Annotated in this window: 29 protein-coding genes; 6 read left to right on the top strand and 23 right to left on the bottom strand. The window is 70.5% G+C overall.

Annotation, left to right across the window (positions count from 1 at the left end; translation table 11 throughout):
• Window positions 1-31 precede the first annotated feature (31 nt).
• Both AB0A63_RS21900 and AB0A63_RS21895 read left to right on the top strand, forming a co-directional pair.
• Window positions 32-1,006, top strand: a complete 975-nt coding sequence (locus AB0A63_RS21900) for a LacI family DNA-binding transcriptional regulator (RefSeq protein ID WP_360394215.1) — start codon at window positions 32-34, stop codon at window positions 1,004-1,006.
• A complete protein-coding gene (locus AB0A63_RS21895; protein WP_360394212.1) occupies window positions 1,000-1,734 on the top strand; it encodes a TIM barrel protein in 735 nt (244 codons plus the stop codon). Before AB0A63_RS21900 ends, AB0A63_RS21895 begins: the two co-directional genes overlap by 7 nt.
• On the opposite strand, the gene AB0A63_RS21890 is transcribed toward AB0A63_RS21895, so the two are convergent.
• Genes AB0A63_RS21890 through pyrE form a run of 4 tightly spaced genes read right to left on the bottom strand, consistent with a single transcriptional unit; the run spans window position 1,716 to window position 4,475 of the window.
• Window positions 1,716-2,798 carry a glycoside hydrolase family 76 protein gene (locus AB0A63_RS21890; RefSeq protein ID WP_360394210.1) on the bottom strand — a complete coding sequence of 361 codons (1,083 nt, stop codon included), beginning with the start codon at window positions 2,796-2,798 and terminating at the stop codon, window positions 1,716-1,718. The genes AB0A63_RS21895 and AB0A63_RS21890 overlap by 19 nt on opposite strands.
• Before the next feature lie 25 nt (window positions 2,799-2,823).
• The gene (locus AB0A63_RS21885; RefSeq protein WP_360394207.1) at window positions 2,824-3,489 is read right to left on the bottom strand and encodes an RNA methyltransferase; all 666 of its coding nucleotides are present in this window, start codon (window positions 3,487-3,489) and stop codon (window positions 2,824-2,826) included.
• A gap of 10 nt (window positions 3,490-3,499) precedes the next feature.
• Window positions 3,500-3,868, bottom strand: a complete 369-nt coding sequence (locus tag AB0A63_RS21880; protein WP_360394205.1) for a DUF2784 domain-containing protein — start codon at window positions 3,866-3,868, stop codon at window positions 3,500-3,502.
• Window positions 3,869-3,926: 58 nt separating this feature from the next.
• On the bottom strand, window positions 3,927-4,475 hold the full coding sequence (gene pyrE / locus AB0A63_RS21875) for an orotate phosphoribosyltransferase (RefSeq protein ID WP_360394835.1): 549 nt from the start codon (window positions 4,473-4,475) through the stop codon (window positions 3,927-3,929).
• 71 nt (window positions 4,476-4,546) lie between these two features.
• Here pyrE and AB0A63_RS21870 point away from each other — a divergent pair, with 71 nt between their 5' ends.
• Window positions 4,547-5,122, top strand: a complete 576-nt coding sequence (locus AB0A63_RS21870; RefSeq protein ID WP_360394202.1) for a hypothetical protein — start codon at window positions 4,547-4,549, stop codon at window positions 5,120-5,122.
• A gap of 4 nt (window positions 5,123-5,126) precedes the next feature.
• Here the strand turns inward: AB0A63_RS21870 and AB0A63_RS21865 are convergent, their stop codons facing one another.
• The 7 genes from AB0A63_RS21865 to clpB form a co-directional block, all read right to left on the bottom strand.
• A complete protein-coding gene (locus AB0A63_RS21865; protein ID WP_360394199.1) occupies window positions 5,127-5,573 on the bottom strand; it encodes a hypothetical protein in 447 nt (148 codons plus the stop codon).
• Window positions 5,570-6,517, bottom strand: a complete 948-nt coding sequence (locus AB0A63_RS21860; RefSeq protein ID WP_360394196.1) for a hypothetical protein — start codon at window positions 6,515-6,517, stop codon at window positions 5,570-5,572. Before AB0A63_RS21860 ends, AB0A63_RS21865 begins: the two co-directional genes overlap by 4 nt.
• Window positions 6,517-6,867, bottom strand: a complete 351-nt coding sequence (locus AB0A63_RS21855; protein WP_360394194.1) for a hypothetical protein — start codon at window positions 6,865-6,867, stop codon at window positions 6,517-6,519. Before AB0A63_RS21855 ends, AB0A63_RS21860 begins: the two co-directional genes overlap by 1 nt.
• Window positions 6,868-6,904: 37 nt before the next feature.
• Entirely contained in the window at window positions 6,905-7,678 is a 774-nt protein-coding gene (locus AB0A63_RS21850) for an SDR family oxidoreductase (RefSeq protein ID WP_360394191.1), read from the bottom strand.
• An 88-nt stretch (window positions 7,679-7,766) separates the two neighbouring features.
• Entirely contained in the window at window positions 7,767-8,483 is a 717-nt protein-coding gene (locus AB0A63_RS21845; RefSeq protein WP_360394832.1) for a hypothetical protein, read from the bottom strand.
• Between the two features lie 108 nt (window positions 8,484-8,591).
• Window positions 8,592-8,975 (bottom strand): hypothetical protein, encoded by a 384-nt coding sequence (locus AB0A63_RS21840; protein WP_360394189.1) that lies wholly within the window; start codon window positions 8,973-8,975, stop codon window positions 8,592-8,594.
• A 102-nt stretch (window positions 8,976-9,077) separates the two neighbouring features.
• Entirely contained in the window at window positions 9,078-11,663 is a 2,586-nt protein-coding gene (gene clpB, locus AB0A63_RS21835; RefSeq protein ID WP_360394186.1) for an ATP-dependent chaperone ClpB, read from the bottom strand.
• A gap of 147 nt (window positions 11,664-11,810) precedes the next feature.
• Here clpB and AB0A63_RS21830 point away from each other — a divergent pair, with 147 nt between their 5' ends.
• Window positions 11,811-12,194: a VOC family protein gene (locus AB0A63_RS21830; protein ID WP_360394183.1), complete on the top strand. Its 384-nt coding sequence runs from the start codon at window positions 11,811-11,813 to the stop codon at window positions 12,192-12,194.
• Here AB0A63_RS21830 and AB0A63_RS21825 read toward each other — a convergent pair.
• From AB0A63_RS21825 to AB0A63_RS21815, 3 genes are all read right to left on the bottom strand, one after another.
• Window positions 12,092-13,762 carry an MDR family MFS transporter gene (locus AB0A63_RS21825; RefSeq protein WP_360394180.1) on the bottom strand — a complete coding sequence of 557 codons (1,671 nt, stop codon included), beginning with the start codon at window positions 13,760-13,762 and terminating at the stop codon, window positions 12,092-12,094. The two genes, AB0A63_RS21830 and AB0A63_RS21825, sit on opposite strands and share 103 nt — an antisense overlap.
• Before the next feature lie 325 nt (window positions 13,763-14,087).
• Complete coding sequence (glyA, locus tag AB0A63_RS21820; protein WP_360394829.1) at window positions 14,088-15,158, bottom strand: serine hydroxymethyltransferase; 1,071 nt, start codon at window positions 15,156-15,158, stop codon at window positions 14,088-14,090.
• Window positions 15,159-15,216: 58 nt separating this feature from the next.
• Window positions 15,217-16,320: an FAD-binding oxidoreductase gene (locus tag AB0A63_RS21815; protein ID WP_360394178.1), complete on the bottom strand. Its 1,104-nt coding sequence runs from the start codon at window positions 16,318-16,320 to the stop codon at window positions 15,217-15,219.
• A 456-nt stretch (window positions 16,321-16,776) separates the two neighbouring features.
• On the opposite strand from AB0A63_RS21815, the gene AB0A63_RS21810 reads away from it, so the two are divergent.
• Window positions 16,777-17,247 (top strand): pyridoxamine 5'-phosphate oxidase family protein, encoded by a 471-nt coding sequence (locus AB0A63_RS21810; protein WP_360394175.1) that lies wholly within the window; start codon window positions 16,777-16,779, stop codon window positions 17,245-17,247.
• A 4-nt stretch (window positions 17,248-17,251) separates the two neighbouring features.
• Here the strand turns inward: AB0A63_RS21810 and AB0A63_RS21805 are convergent, their stop codons facing one another.
• Entirely contained in the window at window positions 17,252-17,818 is a 567-nt protein-coding gene (locus tag AB0A63_RS21805) for a helix-turn-helix domain-containing protein (protein ID WP_360394172.1), read from the bottom strand.
• An 83-nt stretch (window positions 17,819-17,901) separates the two neighbouring features.
• Between AB0A63_RS21805 and AB0A63_RS21800 the strand changes: the two genes are divergently transcribed.
• The gene (locus tag AB0A63_RS21800; RefSeq protein WP_360394169.1) at window positions 17,902-18,798 is read left to right on the top strand and encodes an SDR family oxidoreductase; all 897 of its coding nucleotides are present in this window, start codon (window positions 17,902-17,904) and stop codon (window positions 18,796-18,798) included.
• 1 nt (window position 18,799) lies between these two features.
• Here the strand turns inward: AB0A63_RS21800 and AB0A63_RS21795 are convergent, their stop codons facing one another.
• The 8 genes from AB0A63_RS21795 to AB0A63_RS21760 form a co-directional block, all read right to left on the bottom strand.
• A complete protein-coding gene (locus tag AB0A63_RS21795) occupies window positions 18,800-19,228 on the bottom strand; it encodes a helix-turn-helix transcriptional regulator (RefSeq protein ID WP_360394166.1) in 429 nt (142 codons plus the stop codon).
• A gap of 6 nt (window positions 19,229-19,234) precedes the next feature.
• On the bottom strand, window positions 19,235-20,401 hold the full coding sequence (gene dnaJ / locus AB0A63_RS21790; RefSeq protein ID WP_360394164.1) for a molecular chaperone DnaJ: 1,167 nt from the start codon (window positions 20,399-20,401) through the stop codon (window positions 19,235-19,237).
• A gap of 17 nt (window positions 20,402-20,418) precedes the next feature.
• The gene (gene grpE, locus AB0A63_RS21785; RefSeq protein ID WP_360394161.1) at window positions 20,419-21,045 is read right to left on the bottom strand and encodes a nucleotide exchange factor GrpE; all 627 of its coding nucleotides are present in this window, start codon (window positions 21,043-21,045) and stop codon (window positions 20,419-20,421) included.
• The gene (gene dnaK, locus AB0A63_RS21780; RefSeq protein WP_360394159.1) at window positions 21,042-22,910 is read right to left on the bottom strand and encodes a molecular chaperone DnaK; all 1,869 of its coding nucleotides are present in this window, start codon (window positions 22,908-22,910) and stop codon (window positions 21,042-21,044) included. The genes grpE and dnaK overlap by 4 nt, the downstream gene beginning before the upstream one ends.
• Window positions 22,911-23,098: 188 nt before the next feature.
• Complete coding sequence (locus AB0A63_RS21775; RefSeq protein ID WP_360394156.1) at window positions 23,099-23,935, bottom strand: DUF4097 family beta strand repeat-containing protein; 837 nt, start codon at window positions 23,933-23,935, stop codon at window positions 23,099-23,101.
• A gap of 83 nt (window positions 23,936-24,018) precedes the next feature.
• Window positions 24,019-24,573, bottom strand: coding sequence for a hypothetical protein (locus AB0A63_RS21770; RefSeq protein ID WP_360394153.1), 555 nt, complete (start codon window positions 24,571-24,573; stop codon window positions 24,019-24,021).
• Window positions 24,574-24,578: 5 nt separating this feature from the next.
• A complete protein-coding gene (locus AB0A63_RS21765; RefSeq protein WP_360394826.1) occupies window positions 24,579-25,154 on the bottom strand; it encodes a TetR family transcriptional regulator in 576 nt (191 codons plus the stop codon).
• On the bottom strand, window positions 25,151-25,474 hold the full coding sequence (locus tag AB0A63_RS21760) for a multidrug efflux SMR transporter (protein WP_360394150.1): 324 nt from the start codon (window positions 25,472-25,474) through the stop codon (window positions 25,151-25,153). Before AB0A63_RS21760 ends, AB0A63_RS21765 begins: the two co-directional genes overlap by 4 nt.
• Window positions 25,475-25,503 lie beyond the last annotated feature (29 nt).

Genomic DNA, 25,503 nt, shown 5'->3' with positions numbered 1-25,503 from the left:
GGCCTTCCTCCAAACGGGTAAGGTCCCGGCCATGGTCACCATGCGGGATGTCGCGGCTCTCGCGGGGGTCTCCATCACCACGGTGTCACACGTGATCAACGAGACCAGGCCGGTCGCCGGGGACACGCGCGAGCGCGTGCAGAAGGCGATCGACGAAACCGGGTACACCGGTGACGCCATCGCGCGGTCGCTGGTCATGGGTGGCACGAAGTCGCTGGGCCTCGCGGTGTCGCTGGTCTCCCACCCGTACTTCGCCGAGCTGATCGCGGCCATCGAGTCGGAGGCGACGAGAGCGGGCTACTCGCTCGTGCTGATCGACACCAGGGACACGCCCGAGTCGGAGCAGGTCGCGGTGCGGATGCTGCGGTCGCGCCGGGTCGACGGGCTGCTGCTGACGCCCTCCGCCGGTGCGGGCAGCCAGGTGCTGCCGGAGCTCAAGCGGCTCGGCATCCCGACCGTGCTGGTGGACCGCCTGACCGTGGCGAAGGACATCGACCAGGTCGGCCCGGAGAACGTGCAGGCCACCTCCGGCCTGGTCACGCACCTGGCCGAGCTCGGCCACCGCCGCATCGGCATCGTCTGCGGCAAGGCCGGCGTGGCCACGACCGAGGAGCGCGTCCTCGGCCACCGCCTCGGCCTCGGCCGCGCGGGCCTGAAGTGGGACGAGTCCCTGGTCTCGCAGAGCGGCTGGCTCGCGCCGCTGATCGACCAGGACGACCCGGTCACCGCCGTCGTCGCGGCCGACCACCTGGTGACGGTCGGCATGCTGCACGAGGCCCGCGCCCGCGGCCTGAAGCTCGGCACGGACCTGGCCGTCGTGGCCTACGACGAGGTGGAGTGGGCGACGTTGATCGACCCGCCGCTGACGACACTGGCCCAGCCGGTCGAGGAGATCGGCCGCACCGCCGTGAAGCTGCTGCTGTCGCGCATCGCCGACCCGTCCCGTCCCGCGGAGACCATCCGGCTGGCCCCGTCGCTGCTGCACCGGCAGTCCTGCGGGTGCTGATCCCCGGCCTGGTCTCGGTGACGTTCCGGCAGCTGTCGGTCGGCGAGATCGGCGAGCTGGCGCTGGACTGCGGTCTGCAGGCGGTCGAGTGGGGTGCCGACGTGCACGTGCCGCCCGGTGACTTCACGGCGGCGCGGCGCGCGGTGGACACGGGCCTGAAGGTGGCCGCCTACGGCTCGTACTACCGCGCAGGCGTGACGGACCGCGCGGAGCTCGCCGCCGTGCTGGAGACCGCGGCCGAGCTGGACGCACCGCTGGTCAGGGTGTGGGCCGGCACGGCGGGCTCGGCCGAGTGCGCCGACCGCGGCGCCGTGGTGGAGGCCCTGCGGCACGCCGTCGAGCACGCCGACGCCGCAGGCACCCGGATCGCGCTGGAGTACCACCGCAACACGCTGACCGACACGCTCGACTCGGCCGTGCGGCTGCTGGACGAGGTCGACGGCGTGGTGCCGTACTGGCAGCCGAGCGGCGGCCAGGACGTGTTCTCGGCGGTGCACGAGGTCCGCACCCTGGAACCGGTGACCGCGCACGTCTTCTCCTGGGGCCCCGGCGGCTTCACCGACCGCCTGCCCCTGTCCGCCCGCCGCGACCTGTGGAAGCCGGTCCTCGGCGAGCTCGCACGCGACGGCGTCGACCGCAACGTGCTGCTGGAGTTCGTGCGCGACGACTCCGCCGACCAGTTCCGCGAGGACGCCAAGACCCTGCTGGGCTACCTCGCCGCGTCGTGACGTTCGAGCAGGGCCGCCGCCTCCAGGCACATCCACCCGCCCAGCTGCACCGACAGGTCCCTGCTCTGCGCCTCCTCGGCCGGCACGCTCCACTCCGGACCGAACAGCGGCCCGCTGACCGCCACCGTCCGGTTGGCCCACGCCGCCTCCGCCGACTCCACCACCAGCTGACGGGCGAGCTCGGCGGCCCCCTGCTGCGCGGGGTCGAGCCGCGGCATCTCCACCGCCGCCAGGGCGAGGTAGCGCACGAGGATGCCCGCGAACAGGCCGCCGTCGCCTTCGCCCTGCCCCTTGACCACCCCACCGATGGCGAGGTCGTCGTACACGGCCGTGATGGTGCGCGCGGCCTTCTCCAGCCACTTCTGCTGCTGCCCGTGCTTGGCCAGCTCCACGCACGCACCGATGAGAACACCTTGGCAGTACGTGTAGATGTTCTTCTCGACCTCGCGGACCTCCCCGTCGGGGTGCACGTGCAGCCCGTCCCACGCGAGCCCGGAGGGGTCGACCAGGTGCTCCTCCACCCAGTCCACGATGGACCGCGCCTTGGCGAGGTCGGTCCCCTCGTTCTGCCGCGCGAGGAAGATGGCCGCGGGCCCGTTCGCCGGCACGTTCTTGAAGTCGTCGCCGCGCTTCCACCAGATCCCGCCACCGGCGTGGTCGGTCCACCCGTCGCGCAGCTGGTCCGCGATCTGCCGCACCGCCCTGGGCCGCCCGACCCCGATCTTCTCCGCCCGCTGCAGCGCCAGCCCCAGCCACGCGACGTCGTCGTAGTAGTCGTTGGTCCACCCGCTGACGTTGCGCACCCGGATGCCGCGGACCACCCGCACGATCGCCTGCCTGCGCGCCTCCAGCGGGTTGCGCTCGTACCCGTCGACCATGCAGTCGAGCAGGTGCGCCTGCCACCAGTAGTTGAACGGCGCGAAGACCTTGTCCCTGAACCTCGGCGGCCACCCGCAGGCCCCCAGGCTCGTGCCCGGCACACCCCACACCCGTCGCAGGTGCCTCGAATGCACGGCACGCTCCGCAACACCCGCCCGCGCGGCCAGCAGTTTCGCGATCACCACCCTGCAATGGTGAGTTCTTGACCGGTCAAGAAGCTCGGTGAACCGCCCAGTGGTAGAGACCCATGGCGACAGAAGTCGTCAGGTTGTAACTGCTCACCTTGGCGCGCATGGGAAGGCGGACGACCTTCGCCGCGCGCTGCCTCACCTCGTCGCTCAGGCCGTGCCGCTCGGAGCCGAACGCCAGCACGGCGTTGTCGGGGATCGGCCCCCTGAGCGGTTCGCCGTCGGCGTCGAAGGCGATCAGCGGGCCCGCGAGGTCGAGGGTGGTGGCCTTGGCGACGGGCAGGGCGAAGTGCAGGCCCGCGGATCCTCTGAGGACGTTCGGGTGCCAGGGGTCGACGTCACCGGTGGACAGGACGCCGCCGGCGTCGAGGCCCGCGGCCACCCGGATCGCGGCGCCGAAGTTGCCCAGGTTGCGCGGGTTGTCGAGGAGGACGACCGGGGCGTCGCGGTCGAACGGGAGGTCAGGGCGGTCGGCGAAGCCCGCGACACCGGTCGGGTGGGTGCGGCCGACCCGGCGGACGAACTCCTCCTTCGTCACCTCGGTCGCCCGGCAGAAGGCCTCGACCAGGTCCGGTGCGTGCGACTCGGCGAGCCCGACGGCGACGGGCCTGCTGGTGGTGACCAGCGACGTGACGTTCCCGCCGAAGCGCAGGGCGTGTTTGACGGCGTGGAACCCTTCGAGCAGCACGGACCAGACGTTACTGAACGCCCACCCGCCGGGCCGTCCTGGCACTCGCCGCGAACCCGACCCAGGACACGACCACGACCGCCCCGAGCACCAGCTGCACCACCGTCGACGCGCTCTCCGGGTACCAGACCCCGTCGATGTAGTGGTCGATGAACCCGGTCTCCAGCACCGGCATCCCGGCGGCGGCCCGCAGGTCGTTCTCCCAGGTGGTCAGCGGGCACACGGTGGGCACCACGAGGCTCAGCACGGCCCACGCGGCGAGGGCGAGGTGAGGGTAGATCAAGCGGCGCCAGTGCCACGCGAGGAAACCGCCGGCCAGCAGGAACGCCAGCACGGCGAAGTGCAGGAGCACAACGGCTCCCGCGAGGAACCCGGCCATTCGCACCACCCCGTCCTCCAGCCCAGGACGGGGTAGCTCGAACCGCGCTCGACGAAACTCAGGCGAGACCGAGGTCGTCGAGGTCCAGCAGGTAGCGGTACTGCAGGCCCTCCGCCTCGATGGCCTCGCGGGCGCCGGTGCCGCGGTCCACGACGGTCGCGACGCCGACGACCTCGGCGCCGGCCGCGCGCAGGGCCTCGACCGCGGTGAGGACGGAGCCGCCGGTGGTGGAGGTGTCCTCGACGGCCAGGACGCGCTGGCCGCGGACCTCGATGCCCTCGATCTGGCGCTGCATGCCGTGGGCCTTGGCGGCCTTGCGGACGACGAAGACGTCCAGCACGTCGCCGGCGGTGGCGGCGGAGTGCATCATCGCGTAGGCGACGGGGTCGGCGCCGAGGGTGAGGCCGCCGACAGCCACGAAGTCCCAGTCGGCGGTGAGCTGGCGGAGCAGCTTGCCGATCAGCGGGGCCGCGGCGTGGTGCAGCGTGGCGCGGCGCAGGTCGACGTAGTAGTCGGCTTCCTTGCCGCTCGAGAGGGTCACCTTGCCGTGCACCACGGCCAATTCGCTCACCAAGCGGGCGAGTTCCGACTTCGCGTTCGCGTCCAAGACCTGTTCAGTTCGCACAGGTCGCAAGCTTCGCACACGCGCCGCCGAGACGCCGCATACCCTGCATCACCGTGAACCTGTTGAGCGCGGACTCCTTCGTGGTGGACCAGCCGTGGACGCCGGTGCGGCTGATGCTGGGGTCGAGGTACTCGGTCGAGGCCTATGACGAACGCAACACCCTGCTGGGGTCGGTGCGCGAGACCAGGCGCGGGTTCGTCACCGCCCGCCTGCGCAACCTGAGCCTGTCCCGGTGGACGCCGTTCCGCCTGCTCGCCACCGGACCGGACGGCCGGCCGCTGCTCGTGATCACCAAGTCGGCCGGCGTGGGCAGGCGGCCGACGAAGGTGGCGTGGCCGGACGGGCGGCCGGTCGGCTCGATCGTGCCGCAACCGGGCCGGTACGCCCTGCTCGACGCCAACGGCACGCACCTCTGCCTGCTCGGCGACGTGCTGAAGCTCCACATCGGACAGATCACGAAGCGCAACGGCAAGCGGGTGCGCCGGGACGTCGCTCAGCTCCGCCCCGGCACCGCCGACCCCGTCCGGTCGCTCGCGGTCGCGGCCGTGGTGGCGTTCGACGTCGTCCGCGGGGTGGGGACGAACCACCTCGGCACCGGCGACGTCATCCCGGACTTCCTGTCGAGCTAGCGGCTCACCAGACTCGTTCCTTGAACACGGGCGGGCCGTCGTCGTCGCCGTCGTCACCGCGTGCGGGACGGGCCGGCGGCCGCGACGGGTTGCCCGACTCGATGATGTCGTCGAGGTCGTGGCCCTCCTGGATGGCCGTGTAGGCGCGTCGCAGGTCGGGCACGCCGGTGGCGAGCGCCTTCTGCACGCCGTCGTCCATCACGCGGCCGGCCGCGACGTCCTGCCAGCTGAACTCGCCGGAGTCGATGCGCCGCTGGAGCTCCTTGAACTCCTTGGGCGCGTTCGGGCCCTTGGCGTACCGCTCGATCGCGGCGAGGTCCTGTTCGGTCACCCCACGCGAACGCGGCTGGAACTGGGCGGCTTCCCTGCCGGTCTTCTCCACCGCGGCCGTCGTGGCGTCGAACCCGTCGACGAGCGCCTGCAACCGGGCCTGGTCGTAGGGGAACGTCACTGCTGTCCTCCGCCCTGGCCGCCGGAGGCCGACGAGCTGCCCGCCGCGGATGACGAGCTGCTGCCCGCTGCCGACGAGCTGCTCGACGCGGCGCTGGACGCGCTGCTGGTGTCGTAGCGGGTGGTGGCCTTGCCGATGTCCTTGTTCAGCTTGTAGCCGTTGAGCGCGACGCCCAGCGCCCCGGACTTGGCCGCGGACTTGCCGTCGTCGAACTTCTCCTTGCCGTCCTGGTAGCCGTCGACGACGTCGAGCAGGTCGTTGACGTCGCGGACGTCCTTCAGCTTCATCAGGGCGGTGCCCATGTCCTTGATGCCGTTGATCATGCCCTGCACGCCCTCGATCAGCGTCTGCACCGCGATGATGATCTTGCGGATGCGGTCGACGATCTGGATGCAGTCGTAGACGACCCACACGGCCTTGCCCCAGCCGACCACGGGGATCGGCGCGAGGATCACCGCTTCCATCAGCTTCTGGCACAGGTAGTCGAGCAGCGACAGCGCGAGGCCCGTCAGCGTGCGGCAGGTGTTCGCCGTCGACTTGAACTTGTCGCCGATGATGCGGGCGACCTGCGAGTCCGCCTCGATCGCGATGACCCACATGGTGTCCATGCGGCGCTCGAACGCCTGCGCGGCAGAGCCGTTCCAGTGCGGGTTCAGCTGGTCGACGCCCGCGTCGACGTTGTGCCGCACGGAGTCCAGCGCCTTCGCGACGTTGTCCCACGCCTTGGCGTTGGCGTCGATCTTCTCGAAGTCGCCGAGCAGCGGGTTGATCAGCGACTCGACCAGGTTCTCGCCGGTGACCTTCTCGTAGATCCAGTTGACGCCCTGGATCTTCCAGCCGGCCTTCTCGATGAGCTCCTTGGTGGACTGCCGGCCCGGCCGGTCCTCCGCCGCCTTGTTCAGCGCGACCGAGGGGTCCTCGACGTCCGCGTACGCCGTCGTCATCAGTTGCCCCCGACCTGCGGCGCCTTCTGGGCGCTCGCCAGCTTGTTCTGGACACCGTCGAAGAGCTTGAGGCCGATGGCGTCGGCCTTCTCGTAGTGCTCCGCGGTCTTGCGCAGCGCCTCCGAGTCCTTGAGCAGCATCTTGTTGGCGAAGTCCAGGGTCTCCCCGTACAGGCTCGCCACCCCGGTCACGACGGGGTGCAGCAACGACAGCAGGCCGGTGAACCCGCTGGTGTCACCGCCCTTGGAGATCGCGTGGTCTTTGATGGTCAGGAAGTGCTGGGCGTTGCGGTCCAGCAGCTCGCTGTACCCGCGCAGCTCCTCCGGCACGACGTGGAACTGTTCACTCACGGCTGCTCCGACGCTCGGTTGGTCTGAATGGTTCCGCTCACGTCCGGCCGCGCCCGCCGGCGAAGCGCGAGGCCATCTTGCGGACCAGCGCCCTGGGGAGCAGCTTCGTCGCGCCGACGATGCCCTTGTACTGGGAGCCGGGGATCGACAGGACCCGGCCGCGGCGCAGGTCGCGCAGCGCCTCGTGGACCAGGCGGTCGGCGTCGACGTACAGCCAGCCCGGCGTCTTCGACATGTCGATGTTCGCGCGCTTGTGGAACTCGGTGCGCACGAAACCGGGGCACAGGGCCAGGACGCGGACGCCCGAGCCGGCCACGGCGAGCGACATGCCCTCGGAGAACGCGATGACCCACGCCTTGTCGGCGCTGTAGCTCGTGCCGCGGCCGGGCAGGAAGCCGGCGACGCTGGCCACGTTGATGACGTCGCCCTTGCCGCGCGCGACCATCGGCGGGACGGCGGCCCTGCTCAGGCGCAGGACGGTGGCGACGTTGACGTCCAGCTGGGACTGGAGCTTCTCCACGTCGGTCTGGAAGAGCTCGCCGCTGGTGGCGAAGCCCGCGTTGTTCACGAGGAGGTCCACAGCGGACTCGGAGAGTCGGGCCTCGACCTTGAGGCGGTCAGCGCGGTCGCTCAGGTCGGCGGGCAGGGTGTCGACGTGCACGCCGTGGCGGTCGTGCAGCTGCTTCGCGAGCTCGTCCAAAGCGGACGCCGTCCGTGCGACGAGGACGAGGTCGTAGCCCTCGGCCGCGAGCCTGCGCGCGAAGGCGGCCCCGATCCCGACGGTTGCTCCGGTCACCAGTGCGGTTGGCATGGCTCCGCACGCTAGTCGGAAAACCGCCGAGGCCGAAGCACGCGGTTCCACGCAGAGTGAGGTATGACGTGAGTCACACCCGAACCAGCTACGTCTGCTTTCGCCCGAACGTCGGCCGGTAGACCTCTCCGCCCTCGTCCTCGGCGTCCGCGACGGGCTCGTCCCGCGCCGGGTCCGCATCGAACGGGTCGATCACGTCCGCGAGCTCGCCGACGTCGCGCAGCAGCCGCTCCAGGCGCGCGGGCGACGAGTTCGGCGGCGCGGAGGCCAGTACCCAGTCGTTCTCCAGCCAGACGACCGTGACGTCGCCACCGATCTCCTCGGCCGCGTCGATCAGGTCCGGCGTGATGAGCTTGCGCGCCGCGGGCACGTCCGTCACGAACGCGTAGCGCGACCCGACCGGTCCGAGCAGGTCCGGCATCTTGTCCCGCTGGAACGGCACAGTCGACAGCCACAGCTCGATGACCACGGACAACGCGCGGCGGCACCGCACGCCGACCAGCACCGAGTTGACCTTGCCGCCGGTCTCGTGGTCGAGCACGTAGACCTGGCGCCGCCCGTCCGCGGTGAAGGTCGAACCGGCGACCACGTCACGGGCGAGCCCGGTGCCGTAGTAGGCGATCGCGCCCGCTTCCCAGCGTGTCGGCAGCACGTGGTCTGTCTCTTCGAACTGCCAGCCGCGCAGGGCAGCCCAACGGCGCCGTTCACGATTACGCGCGGTTCGTTGCGCCCGGTCGGTCGCGAGCAGGGCGAACCCCGCCACGCCCGCCACAGCGGCGACGGTGAACCAGACCCACGCCGGTATGCCACCCACAGCTGAAGCGTAGTGGGTCGGCAGCCGAGAACGAAGATCACTTCCGCGCGTCGTGGGCCGGGGGCCGTGTTTCCACGTCGGCGGGGGTCCCGCGACCGGTCACCGGGGCACGACGACGACCTGGTCCGCGTCCTCGTAGACGACGCGACCGGGGTCGTCGGACTCCACCCTGCGCCACCGCACGCCGTGGGCGTCGAGGATGTCCAGGTAGCCGGCCACGCGCTCGACCAGGTGCGTCGCCTCGACCTTGAACCACGCGGCGGCACCGGGGTTGAGCTCGCGGTCGTACACGGCCGGGTCGACCGTCGACGGGTCGGTGTAGGCGGCGTTGAACCAGTCACCGTTCACACGGCAGTACGACTCCTGCTCCGCGGTCAGCCGACCGGCCCTGCGCAGGCCGTTCACCAGCCCGAAGACACCCGGCCAGGTGCCGCGGGCGGTCGGCTCGACCCCTTCGAACCGCACGAAGCGAAGATCCCCCATGGCGGTCAACCTATCGACCGCGGGGGATCGGGCGGGCTGGAACGGCGTCGCGGGTGTGGGTTGACCACACCCGCGACGACACCTCAGCCCAGCTCGGTGGAACTAGACGCCGCGGCCCACGATCAGGCCGGACTGGTCGTCCACCACGTCGACCTTCACCGCGTCACCGTCGCGCACCTCGCCGGCCAGCAGCTCCTTGGCCAGCTGGTCGCCGATCGCCGACTGCACCAGCCTGCGCAGCGGCCGGGCGCCGTACACCGGGTCGAACCCGTTGAGCGCCAGCCAGTCGCGTGCGGCCGTCGTGACCTCCAGCGTCAGCCTGCGCGCGGCGAGGCGCTCGGCCAGGCGGGCGATCTGGATGTCCACGATGGACGTCAGCTCCTCGGTGGCGAGGGCGTGGAACACCACCACGTCGTCGAGCCGGTTCAGGAACTCCGGCTTGAAGTGGCGCTGCACCACCGCCAGCACCGCGTCCTTGCGCTCGACCTCGGTGAGCGACGGGTTCGCGATGGCCTGCGAGCCCAGGTTCGAGGTGAGCACCAGGATCGTGTTGCGGAAGTCCACGGTGCGGCCCTGGCCGTCGGTCAGGCGGCCGTCGTCGAGGACCTGCAGCAGCACGTCGAAGACGTCCGGGTGCGCCTTCTCGACCTCGTCGAGCAGCACGACCGAGTACGGGCGGCGGCGGACCGACTCGGTGAGCTGCCCGCCCTGGTCGTAGCCGACGTAGCCGGGAGGGGCACCGACCAGGCGGGCCACCGAGTGCTTCTCGGAGTACTCGCTCATGTCGATGCGGATCATCGCCCGCTCGTCGTCGAACAGGAACGACGCCAGCGCCTTCGCGAGCTCGGTCTTGCCGACACCGGTGGGGCCGAGGAACAGGAACGAGCCGGTCGGGCGGTCCGGGTCGGCGACGCCGGCACGGGTGCGGCGCACGGCGTCCGAGACGACGCGCACGGCCTCGGCCTGGCCGACGACGCGGCGGGTGAGCTCGTCCTCCATCCGCAGCAGCTTCGCGGTCTCGCCCTCCAGCAGCCGGCCGGCGGGGATGCCGGTCCACGCGGACACGACGTCGGCGACGTCGTCCGAGCCGACCTCCTCCTTGAGCATGGCGGACTCCTGGGTGGACGCCTCCGCGGCGGCCGCCAGCTCCTTCTCCAGCGCCGGGATCCGGCCGTAGCGCAGCTCGGCGGCCCGGCCGAGGTCGCCGTCGCGCTCGGCGCGCTCCGACTCGCCGCGCAGCGACTCCAGCTGCTCCTTCAGGGTGCGGACCTTGTCGATCGAGCCCTTCTCGTTCTGCCAGCGGGCGGTCAGCGCGGACAGCTCCTCGCGCTTCTCGGCCAGCTCGGCGCGCAGGGCGGAGAGCCGTTCCAGCGACGCCGGGTCGGACTCCTTGGCCAGCGCCATCTCCTCGATCTCGAGACGGCGGACCGAGCGCTCGACGGTGTCGATCTCGACCGGACGCGAGTCGATCTCCATGCGCAGCCGGGACGCGGCCTCGTCGACGAGGTCGATGGCCTTGTCCGGCAGGAAGCGCGCGGTGATGTAGCGGTCGGACAGCGTGGCCGCGGCGACGAGGGCGGCGTCGGTGATGCGCACGCCGTGGTGCACCTCGTAGCGCTCCTTGAGGCCGCGCAGGATGCCGACGGTGTCCTCGACCGAGGGCTCGCCGACCAGCACCTGCTGGAAGCGGCGCTCCAGTGCGGCGTCCTTCTCGATGTGCTCGCGGTACTCGTCGAGCGTCGTGGCACCGACCATGCGCAGCTCGCCGCGCGCCAGCATCGGCTTGATCATGTTGCCGGCGTCCATGGCGGACTCACCGGTCGCGCCGGCGCCGACGATCGTGTGCAGCTCGTCGATGAACGTGATGACCTGGCCGGCCGAGTCGGTGATCTCCTTGAGGACGGCCTTGAGCCGCTCCTCGAACTCACCGCGGTACTTGGCGCCCGCGACCATCGAGCCGAGGTCCAGCGACACGACCCGCTTGCCGCGCAACGACTCCGGCACGTCACCTGCCACCACGCGCTGGGCCAGGCCCTCGACGATGGCGGTCTTGCCGACGCCGGGCTCGCCGATCAGCACCGGGTTGTTCTTGGTGCGCCGGGACAGCACCTGCACGACGCGGCGGATCTCGGAGTCGCGGCCGATCACCGGGTCGAGCTCGCCCTTGCGGGCACGTTCGGTCAGGTCGACGCCGTACTTCTCCAGCGCCTTGTAGGTGCCCTCGGGGTCGGCCGAGGTGACCCGCGCCGAGCCGCGCACCTTCGTGAAGGCCTCGGTCAGCGCCTCGGGCGTCGCGCCGTTGCGCCGCAGCAGGTCGGCCACCTGGCCACCGTGCTGCGCCAGGCCCACGAGCAGGTGCTCGGTGGACACGTACTCGTCGCCCATCTCGGTGGCGAGCTCCTGCGCCCGGCTGAGCACCCGCACGGCGTCGCGCGAGAACTGCGGGGCGGACACGCTCGCACCGGAGGCGCTGGGCAGCGCGCGGGAGAGCTGCTCCAGCTCCTTGCGCACCAGCGTCGGGTCGGCGCCCACCGCGGAGAGCAACGGCGCGGTCAACCCGTCCGCCTGCGCCAGCAGGGCACCGAGCAGGTGCACGGGTCCCACGTCGGGGTTCCCGTTGAGGGTCGCTGCCTGCACGGCCGCGGACACGGCCTGCTGGGTCTTGGTCGTCGGGTTGAAAGCGTCCATTCCTCCACCTCGTGGTCAGCCTGCGGCACGGACCATCATCCCGCACAACGTCAGAAAAGTTGAGCCTGTTCCGCTCAACTACGAGAACGTGACGGAGGTCGCGAAAATCGCACGTCGGTGGAGCGGGGATGGGCGAAGATCAGCGCCATGACCTCAATCATCCACAACGTCACCGTCGACGCGCGCGACTCCTACGAGATCGCGTCGTGGTGGAGCAAGGTGCTCGGGCTGCCGCTGCACCCCGACGACAACCCCGGCGACGACGAGTGCCTGATCGAACTGCCGAACGGCATCCGCTACCTGTTCGTCGCCGTTCCCGAGGACAAGGCGGTCAAGAACCGGGTGCACATCTGCCTGCAGCCGGCCGACCTCTCCCGCGACGAGGAGGTCGACCGGCTGCTGGGGATCGGTGCGACGGTCTACGACGATCAGCGCAGGGCAGACGGCACCGGCTGGGTCACGATGCGCGACCCCGAGGGCAACGAGTTCTGCGTGGAACGCAGCGCAGCCGAACGTGCCGCGACCTCATGATCGCCGTCACTCGTTCGGATCAACCGCTTGTCCACACCAGGGGTTGAGTTGTCCACAATCCGCTGGTCAGTATCCACAGGTGAGGCAAGTTCGGTGGCGACCGTCTGTGCGCCAGAACCCGTTGGGGTGATCTCCGCCGTCACGTCCACGGAGTCCCGCAGCGGCTGTTCCTTGATCAGCAGCACTGCGATGACGGTGAAGACCGCGAGCCCGGCGGCGATCAGGAACAGCTCGCCCATCGCGTCGCCGTAGGAGTTGCGCACGGCCGGGGAGAGGGAGCCGCGGTCGAGCGACGTGGTGCTCACGTGGGCGGCCAGCACCGCACCGAGCACCGAGACGCCGGCCGTGCCTCCCAGCGACCGCAGGAACGTCGCCGTGGAGCTCGCCGCGCCCAGGTCGGCCATGCCCACGCCGTTCTGCACGGCCAGCACCAGGTTCTGCATGGTCAGCCCGACGCCCACGCCGACCAGCAGCAGGTAGGCGCCCATCAGCGTGAGGTTGGTGCCGTGGTCGATCGTGCCGAGCAGCGCCAGTCCGATGACCAGCGAGAACGCACCCCAGACCAGGTAGCTCTTCCACCGGCCGCTCTTCGCGATCAGCTGGCCGCTGACGGTCGAGGAGATGCTCAGCCCGAGCACCAGCGGCACCGTGAGCAGCCCCGCCTTCGTGGGCGAGAACCCGCGCGCGATCTGGAAGTACTGCCCCATGAACACCGAGGCGCCGAACATCGCCGTGCCGACCGCGATGCCACCCAGCATCGCCAGCACGACCGTGCGGTTGCGGAACAGGTGCAGCGGGATGACCGGGGCAGAGGCCCTGCGCTCGACGAAGTAGGCGGCGGTCAGCGCGAGCACCACACCGCCCACGTACAGGGCGCTCTCACCGGAGAACCAGGCGAAGTCCTTGCCGGCGAACGACACCCACATCAGCACCAGGCTCACCCCGCCGGTGATCAGCGTGGCGCCCAGGTAGTCGATCTTCACGTGCTGCTTCTGCACGGGCAGGTGCAGCGTCTTGTGCAGCACGGCGAGGGCCACGAGGGCCAGCGGCACGCACACGAAGAAGCACCAGCGCCAGCCGGGCCAGTCGACGAGGAACCCGCCCACCAGCGGTCCGCCGACGGTGCCCGCCGAGATCACCATGCCGGTGTAGCCGCTGTAACGGCCGCGTTCACGCGGGCTGAGCAGCGCGCCGACCACGACCTGGCCGAGCGCCTGCACACCGCCCATGCCCAGGCCCTGCACGACCCGGAACGCGATGAGCTGCTCCATGTTCTGGCTCAGGCCCGACAGCACGCTGCCGATGACGAACAGCACGATGCCCGCCTGCAGCAGCTTCTTCTTGTCGAAGAGGTCCGCGAGCTTGCCCCACAGCGGCGTGCTGGCCGTGGAGGCCAGCAGCATCGCCGTGATGACCCAGGTGTACTGGGTCTGGGTGCCCTTGAGCTCGGCCAGGATCGTCGGGAGAGCGTTCGAGACGATGGTGGAGCTGAGGATCGCGACGAGCAACGCCACCCAGATGCCGGACAGCGCTTCGAGGATCTCCCGATGCGACGAGGGCCGGTTCAAGCACACCTCCAGTAGTTAGTTGATGCCATACAACTATATCGGGAAATAGTTAGCTAGAACAACTTTCCCACGGTCTCCTGCGTCACTCCTCCAGGAGTGGAGGGCACGCGGGGACCCCGCGTGCCCTCTGGGGGTACGCGGGGTCCCCGCGTGCCCTCCCAGAGGGGTTACGAAAGCTCCCCGCGTGCACTCCCGAGGGTTACGAAAGCTCCCCGCGTGCCCTCTGGGGGTACGAAAGGTCCCCGCGTGCACTCCCGGGGTACGAAAGGTCCCCGCGTGCCCTCCCAGGGGTACGAAAGGTCCCCGCGTGCACTTACGGCGGGGGTTAGAGGGAGGTGAGCAGGTCCTCGACCTCGGTGGCGATGCGTGCGAGTGCGGGTTCGTCAGCGACGGCGGTGGTCGCCCGGTCGATCCAGTCGGCGATCTGCGGCATGTGGGACGGGCGGAGGCCGCGGGTGGTGACGGCGGGGGTGCCGAGCCGGATGCCGGACGGGTCGAACGGCGTGCGGGAGTCGTACGGCACCGCGTTGTAGTTCAGCTCGATGCCCGCCCTGTCCAGTGCCCGCGCGGCCGGCTTGCCGCCGATACCCCTGGACGTCAGGTCGATCAAGATCAGGTGGTTGTCGGTGCCACCGGAGACCAGGTCGAAGCCCCGATCCAGCAACGCGGCCGCGAGCGCCTGTGCGTTGGCCACGACGGTGTGCGCGTACTCGCGGAACGCCTCGTGCAGGGCCACGGCGATGGCGGCGGTCGTGTGGTTGTGCGGGCCGCCCTGCAGGCCAGGGAAGACCGCGCGGTCGACGGCCCTGGCGTGCTCGGCGTCGCTGAGGATCATGGCGCCACGCGGGCCGCGGAGCGTCTTGTGCGTGGTCGTGGTGATCACCGGGACGTGACCGACCGGGGACGGGTGGGCGCCGCCCGCGACGAGACCGGCGATGTGCGCGATGTCGGCGACCAGGACGGCGCCGACCTCGGCTGCGATGGCGGCGAACGCCGGGAAGTCGATCGTGCGCGGGATGGCCGTGCCACCGCAGAAGATCACCTTCGGGCGTTCGGCGAGCGCGAGGGAGCGGACCTGGTCCAGGTCGACGACGCCGGTGTCCTTGCGCACGTCGTACTGCACCGCGTGGAACCACCTGCCGGTCGCGGACACGTTCCAGCCGTGGGTCAGGTGGCCGCCCATCGGCAGCGACATGCCCATCACCGTGTCGCCCGGCGACAGGAACGCGAGGTACACCGCGAGGTTCGCGGGCGCGCCGGACAGCGGCTGAACGTTGGCGTGGTCCACGCCGAACAGGGCCTTCGCACGGTCGATCGCGAGCTGTTCGACCTGGTCTACGACCTGCTGGCCAGAGCACGGCTCAGCTCCACACCGGTGCACCCGGGCGCTCGGCAGTCGCTTCCCGGTGGTCGGTTCCACCCTCGGCACGCCAGTCGCTTTCGACGTGCCGAGCCTAGTCCAGCGTGAACGGGTCGTACTTGATCCGGTCGAGCGGAGTTCCGGCGACCAGCATGCGGGACACCGTCGACCTGATCATCGCCGGGCTGCCGCAGACCAGGACGTCGCGTTCCTCCCACGCGCCGTAGCGGGTGACCACGTCGGCCAGGGTGCCCTGCTCGACACCGCGGACGCCGGGGTCCGACTCCAGCACCGGCACGACCGTGAGCCACGGGTTCGTGGTCGCGATGCGCTGCAGGTTGTCCAGGTCGTAGAGGTCCTCGCGGGTGCGGCCGCCGTAGAACAGGTGCACGCGCGGGTTGTCGCCCCACTGCGCCATCTCGTCGATGATCGCGTGCATCGGCGCGACGCCCGTGCCACCGGCCACCATCAGGATGTCCGACCCGGACGTGCGGTCGACCGAGAGGCGTCCCATCGGCGGTCCGATGCGCCACGTGTCGCCGGCCTGTGTGTGGCCGACCACCGAGCGCGACACCCAGCCGCCGTCGACGGACCGGATGTGGAACTCGATGATGCCGTCCTCGCGCGGCGCGTTCGCCGGCGTGTAGTAGCGCCACAGCCGCTTGCGCTGCGGCGTCTCGACGGACACGTACTGCCCGGCGCGGTAGTTGACCGGGTGGTCGGGCTGCAGCCGCACGACCGCCAGGTCCCACGACACGCGCTGGTGCTCCAGCACCGTCGCGTGCCAGTACGCGGGCCCGTTGTCGGCGTCGGCCGCCTCCTGCATCGCGCGGGCCATCAGCGTGTACGCCTCGGCCCAGGCCATCTCGACCTTCGGCGTCCAGGCGGCACCGGCGAACTTCTTCACCGCCGACAGCAGTGCCGTGCCGACCGCCTCGTAGTGGACGTTGATGACACCGAACTTGCGGTGGTCGCGGCCCAGCTGGCGGAGGAAGGGGATCAGGTCGTCCGGGCGGTCGACCATCTGCACCACGTGCACCAGGGCGCGCAGCAGACGGCTCCGCTGCACCTCCATGTTGGCGGGGAACATCTCGCGTGTGGCGGGCGAGAGCGAGAAGAGCATCCCGTAGAAGAACTTCGCCACTTCTTCGGAATGCGGCTCCACCACCGCGAAGCTCTCCCGGATCATCCGCACCATCGCGGTGACGCCAGGCGGGGGTTCACGGTGTGGCGGGGTAGGGATGGGGCTCAGCACAGCGTTCGCAGTCATGGTCCGCGCGCAGTCTCCACGTTCTTCGTCCTGGCACCGGTGAGGCGCCGTGCTCGTCAAACATCCGTCCCCCGACGGGGTGGACACTAACCTCTGTTCTGGCCTTCCGACTCCTTGATGCCACCTTCGAGCGAAGCATGACTACGGTACGCAACTGCTTGTTACCGCAACAGTGTGAATCTGAGGGTCCCTCCGTACCGAGTTGCGCGCTTGCGTGCAACGGTGTGGCGCGTGTCCTTGCCTGAATTGACTGGAACCACCTCACCCAACCGTGTCGAACATCCCGGCTCCCGCGGCGAGCACTTCCTCCAATGTGCCCTGGAGACCTCCGATCGCGCCACACGCTTCTACTCGGACCAGGTACTGGACCACCTCAACCCCGCGATGGCCGAGTTCGTCGGCCGGATGGAGATGGCGTTCATCTCGACCTCCGACGCCGACGGCGAATGCGACTCGACGCTGCGCGCCGGACCCGCGGGCTTCATCCGGGTGGTCGACCCGAGGACCGTCGCGTACCCCGAGTACCGCGGCAACGGCGTCATGGCCTCGCTCGGCAACATCATGGAGAACCCGCACGTCGGCATGCTGATGGTGGACTTCACCGAGGACCTGATCGGCCTGCACGTCAACGGCAGGGCCCGCATCGCGCCGCGCGAGGAGTTCCCCACCGAGGACCGCAAGGTGGAGCGCTGGGTCGTCGTGCAGGTGCAGGAGGCCTACGTCCACTGCCGCAAGCACATCCCCCGCATGGTGCCGGTGGACCGCATCCGCGACTGGGGCACCGACGACGCGAAGCGCAAGGGCGGCGACTACTTCGGGGTGAAGGCCGGCAAGGGGTCTGGCGAGGAGTCGTGAGCGGCTAGCCGAGCGTCGCGGCCGCGGTCCGCACCTCGGCGACCGACCGCCGGACGACGTCGGACCAGTCTCCGGTGGTCGTCACCCACGTGCCGTACGCGCGTTCGAAGGCGAGCACGCCGAGCTCGGCGGCCACCGCTGCCGCCAGCTCGGCGACGCCGCGGCGTTCGAGCGCGTCCTTCATGGCCACGCCGAACCCGACCATCTTCAGCGCCGACCGCTCACGCAGTTCCAGGTGGTCCTCGATCACCGCCTGCCGCTGCGGGCCGTGCGCCCGGTGCTCGTCGGTGAACCAGGTGCCGACCGCGACCAGCGCCGCCTCGACCGCGGCCAGCGGTTCCGCCTGCTCCGGCGCGCAGGCGATGCCGGTGGTGAGCACCTCGGCGAGCTGGTCCTGACCGCCGAACAGCACCTCGCGCTTGTCCCGGAAGTGCCGGAAGAACGTGCTCTTGGTGAGCCCGGCGCGTTCGGCGATCTGCGCGACCGCGGTGTTGTCGTACCCCTGCTCGCCGAACAGGTCGAGTGCGGCGCGCACCAACCGCTCCCGCGCGTCCGGCTCCCATCGACCCATGACCCCATCCTAAGTGATGCGATTAAGTCCCATCACTCTGCTACGGTTGATGAGACCAAGTCCCATCACCTTGAGGAAGTGCGATGAAGGTTTTCGTCACGGGCGCCAGCGGTCACGTCGGTTCGGCGCTGGTCCCGGAGCTGCTGGGAGCCGGGCACGAGGTCGTCGGCCTGGCCCGGTCCGACATGTCCGCCGCCAGGCTGGAGGCCTGGGGCGCCCAGGTCCGGCGCGGTGACCTCGACGACCTGGACGGGCTGCGCAAGGCCGCCGCCGAGGCGGACGCGGTGGTCCACCTGGCGTTCAAGCACGAGGAGATGTTCGCCGGCGACTACGCGGGTGCCGCCGGAGCTGACCTGGCGGTGGTCAAGGCGTTCCTCGACGAGCTCTCCGGCACCGGCAAGGCCCTGATCGGCACCAGCGGCACGCTGTCGTACGCCGACCTGGGCCGCACCGCGACGGAGGAGGACCGGGTCACCGACACCGACAGCCGCGGTGCCGCCCGCAACGCGATCGTCGACGCCGCGGACGTGCGCGGTTCGGTGGTCGTGCTGCCGCCCACCGTGCACAGCCCGCTCGACACGGCCGGGTTCATCCCGATCCTGGTCAGGACCGCGCGGGAGAAGGGCGTGTCCGGCTACCCCGGTGACGGCACGAACCGCTGGTCCGCGGCGCACACCCTGGACGCGGCGCGGCTGTACCGGCTGGCGGTGGAGGCGGCGCCCACGGGCGCGGTGCTGCACGCGGTGGCCGAGGAGGCCGTGCCGATGCGCACCATCGCCGAGGCGATCGGGCGCAAGCTCGGCCTGCCGGTCGAGAGCATTCCCGCGGAACGAGCGCAGGAGCACTTCGGGCCGTTGGCGTTCATGGTGACGCGGGACGCACCGACGTCCAGCGCGCGCACGAGGACGCTGCTGGGGTGGGAACCGCAGGAACCCGGCCTCCTGGCGGACCTGGAGACCGGGTTCTACTTCGAGCGGTGAGCTACTTGCGCGGCTTGGGCTTCCACACCACGAGCGCCGTCTCCTGCCGCACCGGGACCAGGTCCCTGCGGTAGGAGGCGTGCACGGCGGCTGCCGCGGAGTCGGCGGCGGCCAGTGCCTGGGCCAGCTCCTGGGACAGCTCGGTCACGCGGGCGCGCAGGGCGTCGACCTGGTGCTCCAGGTCGATGATGCGCTTGATGCCGGCGAGGTTCACGCCCTCCTCCTGGGAGAGGCGCTGGACCTCGCGCAGCAGCACGATGTCGCGCATCGAGTAGCGGCGGCCGCCGCCGGAGGTGCGGCCCGGCGACACGAGGCCCATCCGGTCGTAGGACCGCAGGGTCTGCGCGTGCAGGCCGGAGAGCTGTGCTGCCACCGAGATGACGAAGAACGGCGTGTCCTCGTCAGTCCCCGGCGGGAACGGAAAACTCACCGGAACTCACCGCCCTTCCAGCAGCGCGTTCAGCTCACCTCGCGGGTCGTGCTCCTTGGTCACGTCCGCGTAGCCCTCCAGGGCCGTGCGCGCCTCGGAGGACAGGTTGTTCGGGACGGCGACCTCCAGCGTGATCAGCAGATCGCCCTGGCTGCCGTCCTTGCGGGTGATGCCCTTGCCGCGCGCCCTCAGCACGCGCCCGGAAGCGGTGCCGGCCGGCACCTTCAAGGTCACCTTGCCGTCCAGCGTCGGCACGGTCAACGTCGTGCCCAGCGCCAGCTCGGGGAACGTCATCGGCGCGGTCAGCGTCAGGTCGTTGCCCTGGCGGCCGAACACGCTGTGCGGGTTGACGTGCACGCGGACGAACAGGTCGCCCGACGGGCCGCCGTTGCGCCCCGGTTCGCCCTGTCCCGCCAGGCGGATCCGCTGGCCGTCGTCGACCCCCGAGGGGATTCGGACGGTCAGCGTGCGGGTGCGGGTGCTGACGCCGTCGCCACCGCACTCGACGCACGGGTCGTCGATGATCCGGCCGGTGCCGCGGCAGTCGCGGCACGGCTCGCTGAACGCGAACGCGCCCTGCGACCGCGTGACCAGGCCGGAACCCGAGCAGGTCGCGCAGGTGTGCGGCGTCGTGCCCGGCTTGGCGCCGGAGCCGCCGCAGGTCGTGCACGCGGCCGGTGAGGACAGCCGCAGTGGCACCTGCGCGCCCCTCACCGCCTCGGTGAAGTCGAGCCGGACGTCGGTCTCGACGTCCTCGCCGCGACGGGGACGCGTGGCCGAGGCCGCACCGCCGCCACCGCGCCGGTTGAACAGGCCGCCGAGCAGGTCGCCCAGGCCACCGCCACCGCCACCGGTGCCCTGCGCCGCCCGGCCGAACAGGTCGTTGACGTCGAAGCCGCCGGCACCGCCGAAGCCGCCGGGGAAGCCCCCTCCGCCCGCGAACAGGCGACGAGCCTCGTCGTACTGCTTGCGCTTCGCCGCGTCGGACAGCACCCCGTAGGCCTCGGAGACGGCCTTGAAGCGGGCCTCCGCCTTGGCGTCGCCGGGGTTGGCGTCGGGGTGCAGCTCACGGGCGAGCTTGCGGTACGACTTCTTGATCTCGTCCGCCGAGGCGTCGGAGGAGACGCCCAGTTCGCGGTAGAAGTCCTTCTCGATCCAGTCCCTAGCACTCACCGGACGTCTCCCTCCCTTCAGCTCTCTTCAGCGGGTGCTGCCGGCTCGTGGTCCGTCACGGCGACGAGCGCCGGGCGGACGAGCTTCTCGCCGAACCGGTAGCCGCGCCGCAGCACGGCGGTGACGGTCGGGCCCTCGACGTCCGGGGACGTGCTGTGCTGCACGGCCTCGTGCACCGACGGGTCGAACGCCTCGCCCTCGTGCGCGAACGGCTCCAGGCCGGTCTTCTGCAGCGTGGACACGAGCTTGTCCGCCACCGCCTTGAACGCGCCGGTCAGGTCGCCGTGAGCGGCGGCCCGTTCGACGTCGTCCAGCAGCGGCAGGAGCTCGGCGGCCACGGACGCCTTCGCGTTGTTGATCACCGCTTCCCGGTCGCGTTCCACCCGCTTGCGGTAGTTCGCGTACTCGGCGGTGAGCCGCTGCAGGTCCGCGGTGCGCTCGTCGAGCTGGGCCTTCAGCTCGACGGCGGCGTCGTCCACGAACTCGGCGGCGACCACGGTCTCGTCGGTCTCCTGGGCTGCGCCCTCCTCCGCCGGAGCGGCCGGCGCGCGGACCTCGCCCGTTTCGGGGTCGATCCGGCGCCGGTCGTTCACGACGAGGGGAGGCTGCTGCTCGTCAGGAGCTGCGTGCCTCGGCTCGGTCACTTCTTCTCGTCCTCGTCCACGATCTCGGCGTCGACGACGTCGTCGTCCTTGTCGGACTTGGCCTGGCCGGCACCGGCCGCACCGGCGCCCGCACCGGGGGCCTCGGCACCCGCCGCGCCCGGTGCGTTGGCGTAGATCGCCTGGCCGATGGCCTGCGACTCGGTCGCGAGCTTCTCCACCGCGGCCTTGATGGCGTTGATGTCGGTGCCCTTGAGCGCCTCGTTCGCCTCGGCGACGGCGGCGTTGACCTTGTCCTTGATCTCCGCCGGGAGCTTGTCGTCGTTCTCCTTGACGACCTTCTCCGTCTGGTAGACCAGCGTCTCGGCCTGGTTGCGGACCTCGACCTCCTCGCGGCGGCGCTTGTCCTCCTCCGCGTGGGCCTCCGCGTCCTTGACCATGCGGTCGATGTCGTCCTTCGGCAGCGCGGAGCCACCGGTGATCGTCATCGACTGCTCCTTGCCGGTGCCCAGGTCCTTCGCCGACACGTGGACGATGCCGTTCGCGTCGATGTCGAAGGTGACCTCGATCTGCGGCACGCCGCGCGGGGCCGGGGGCAGACCGGTCAGCTCGAACATGCCGAGCTTCTTGTTCTGCGACGCGATCTCGCGCTCGCCCTGGAAGACCTGGATCTGCACGGACGGCTGGTTGTCGTCCGCCGTCGTGAAGGTCTCGGACCGCTTGGTCGGGATCGTGGTGTTGCGCTCGATCAGCTTGGTCATGATGCCGCCCTTGGTCTCGATGCCGAGGGACAGCGGGGTGACGTCGAGCAGCAGGACGTCCTTGACCTCGCCCTTGAGGACACCGGCCTGCAGGGCGGCGCCGACGGCGACGACCTCGTCCGGGTTCACGCCCTTGTTGGGCTCACGGCCGCCGGTCAGCTCCTTGACGAGCTCCGCGACGGCGGGCATGCGGGTCGAGCCGCCGACGAGCACGACGTGGTCGATGTCGCCGACGGAGACGCCGGCGTCCTTGATCACGTTGTTGAACGGCGCGCGGGTGCGCTCGAGCAGGTCGGACGTGATGCGCTGGAACTCGGCGCGCGACAGCGTCTCGTCGAGGAACAGCGGGTTCTTGTCCGCGTCCACCGTGATGTAGGGCAGGTTGATGGACGCCTGCGCCGAGCTGGACAGCTCGATCTTGGCCTTCTCAGCGGCCTCGCGAATCCGCTGCAGGGCCATCTTGTCCTTGGTCAGGTCGATGCCGTTGGCCTGCTTGAAGCGCTCGACCAGCCAGTCGACGACGCGCTGGTCCCAGTCGTCGCCACCGAGGTGGTTGTCACCGGAGGTCGCGCGGACCTCGACGACGCCGTCGCCGAGCTCGAGCAGCGAGACGTCGAACGTGCCGCCACCGAGGTCGAAGACCAGGATGGTCTGCTCCTTCTCGCCCTTGTCGAGGCCGTACGCCAGAGCGGCGGAGGTCGGCTCGTTGACGATGCGGAGCACGTTGAGACCCGCGATCTGGCCGGCCTCCTTGGTGGCCTGCCGCTGCGCGTCCTCGAAGTAGGCCGGGACGGTGATGACCGCGTCGGTGATCTCCTCGCCCAGGTACGCCTCGGCGTCGCGCTTGAGCTTCATGAGCACGCGCGCGCTGATCTCCTGCGAGGTGTACTTCTTGCCGTCGACCTCGTCGGTCTTCCAGTCGGTGCCGATGTGGCGCTTGACCGAGCGGATGGTGCGGTCGACGTTGGTGACGGCCTGGTTCTTCGCGGGCTGACCCACGAGGACCTCGCCGTTCTTGGCGAAAGCGACGATGGACGGGGTCGTCCTCGAGCCCTCCGAGTTGGCGATGACCGTCGGCTCACCGCCCTCGAGAACGGCGACGACGGAGTTGGTCGTCCCCAAGTCGATGCCGACTGCACGCGCCATTGGAGTTCCTTCCGCTAGTACTTGTTGAGCGTTGCTGGCTCAAGTTTGCCACCTTGCTCAACCTTGAGCCTACCCGACTCAAGCTTTCTGACTGGCACAACGGCCGGGAAGCTCCCGTTGTTCCCTCAGAACGCCACGAGGGCCACCCCTTGTGGAGTGGCCCTCGACACAGTCCCCCTCGGACGGACTCAGATGGCGAGCACCCGGACCTCGCCGGAACCGGTGGTGAGGTTGAGCTCGAGCGGTGCGTCCGGCGCGGTCGCGACCTGGATGTCGCGGTCACCGCTGCCCGACACCCCGGTGATCCGGTACGGACCGCCCGGCACCCGTACGTCCACGTCGCCGGAGCCGGAGTTGACCCGCACCGACCGCGGCTCCGCCATGATCAGCTCGACCCGTCCCGAGCTGGCGTCGGCGATCACCTCGCCGCTCAGGGACGAGCCGTCGATGTCACCGGACCTCGTGACGGCGAGCAGCTTGCCCTTCACCGTGTTCAGCTCGATGTGCCCGGACCCGAGGTCCGCGGTCACGGTGCCGCCGACCCTGGTGGCCCGGAAGTTGCCGGACCCGGTGTTCACCTTGACGTCCCCCGAGATGTCCAGGGTGGTGATGTCCCCGGAGCCGGTCGCGTACTCGACCGACGCCAGGCCCTCGACGACCGCGTCGCCCGAGCCCACGTCGCCGACGACCCTGATGCCGGCGGCGGGCACGAGCACCTCGTAGTTGGCCTCGCAGTTGTCGCCGCAGGTGTCCAGCACCAGCGTGTCGCCCTCGACCCGGTGCGTGGTGCCCCCCGGCTTGTTGTTCTTGGCGTGCTCCACCCTGCGGTGGACCTTCGTCCCGGTCAGGCCCTCCTGGTACCTGATCGTCACGTCACCCGACCCGTTGCGCGCACGCACCGACGTGAACGTTTCCGAGACGACGTAGTCATCGGAGAACTCGTACTTCACGATGCGGATGCCACAGCCCGTCAGCGCCGTGAGCACCGTCCCCGCCACCAACGCCACCAGCGCTGCCCTCATCATGGGCACAAAAGTAGAGGCGGCCGGGGTCCGGCCACACGGCAGTCAGCCCCCGGAGGCGGGGTGGGGTTCTCCCTACCCCGTGCCTAGACCAGGTCTTCGAGCACCGCGCGCAGGGCCGGTGCGGTCCGCGCCGGGTCGTTGAGGAACCGCGACGACGCCAGCACGTGCGCGGGCGCGATCCGCTCCCAGAGCAGGCCCTCGACCGGCACCTCGGCGATGTGCAGCTCCACGCTCTGCGCCCACCGCCCGATCCGCGACTCGATGCCGCGCAGCACGTCGCCGATCGGCAGCGCGGCCGGGCTCTGCACCCGGTGCAGCTCCTGGATGCCGGACTTGAGCGCGAGCACCGCCGTCCGGCTGGCCGGCCGGGTCAGCAACGCCTCCGCGTCCTCGGGCACGGCCGGTTCGGCACCGCGGGTGCACGCGTCCAGCGCGTCGGCCCACCAGCCAGGCCACTCGGCGGTCACGGCGGCGCGGTCGACCCCGGCCGGCACGTGCACCGGCAGCGACGGTTCCAGTCCCGGCACGTGCGGTTCGACGTCCACCGACAACGCCAGGCCGTCGCGCACGTAGAGCGCGGTCAGCAGCCCGAGGCTCACCCCGTGGCTGATGCCGGACACCTCTCGCGCGAACCTCATGCCGCTCATTCTCCCCGTGCGGCGGGCGTGGGATCGTCGCGACCGCGGATCAAGAAGGACACGATTGGCTCCAGCTCGTCCACGTCCGGGGCGACGTCGGCGATCAGCCCCTGGATGAGCAGGCCGTCGATCGCGGCGAGGAACGCGCGGAACGCCACGGGGTCCGCGGGCGCGGCCACCTCGGCGGCCAGGTCGAGCCAGCGGCGAGCGGCGGGCTTGAGCTCCGGTCGCCGCCCTGCCAGCAAGTACAGCTCGTACTCGGCGAGCGTGCGCGCCCGGTGCTCGTCGACCGCCCTGGCCAGGCTGCGCGCGATCTCCCGCGGGGTGCCGACGGCGATGATCTTCAGGACCTCGTCGCACATCGCCTCGGCCGACCACAGCAGCGTGGCGGTCAGCAGGTCGTCGAGCGTCGCGAAGTAGTAGGTCGGCGCCGTGGTCGGCACGCCGGCCTCGCGGGCCACGCTGCGGTGCGTCACCCCGGCGACGCCCTCGCGTTCGATGACCCGCAACGTGGCCTCGACGATGGCGCGCCGCTTCTTCTCGCCGCGCGCCTTGCGCCCGTCGACTGCCGTCGCGCTCAGTGCGTCCTCCCGAGCTCCAGGGTCACCACGCCCCCGATGATCAGGGCCAGCCCGACGACCATCGTGGGGTTGAGCGCCTCGCCGAGGAACCGCCAGCCGATGAGCGCCACGGCGGCGACACCGATCGCGGACCACACGGCGTAGGCGACGCCCACGGGCATACCCAACTTCAACGCGCGCGAGAGCGCTGTGAAGGCGATCGTGTAGCCGGCGACGACGACCACCGAAGGCCACAGTTTGGTGAATCCGTCGGAGACCTTCAGGGAGACGGTGGCGGCGATCTCCGCGACGATCGCCGCGGCCAGGTACAGGTACAACACGGCGGCCTCCGGATGCCTCGCAGAACTAT

Origin of the sequence: Lentzea sp. NPDC042327, from assembly GCF_040647275.1 — a bacterium.
In the GTDB taxonomy this organism is placed as follows: domain Bacteria; phylum Actinomycetota; class Actinomycetes; order Mycobacteriales; family Pseudonocardiaceae; genus Lentzea.
Note: the sequence above shows the minus strand (reverse complement) of the source record. Positions and strands in the feature narration are given on the sequence as shown.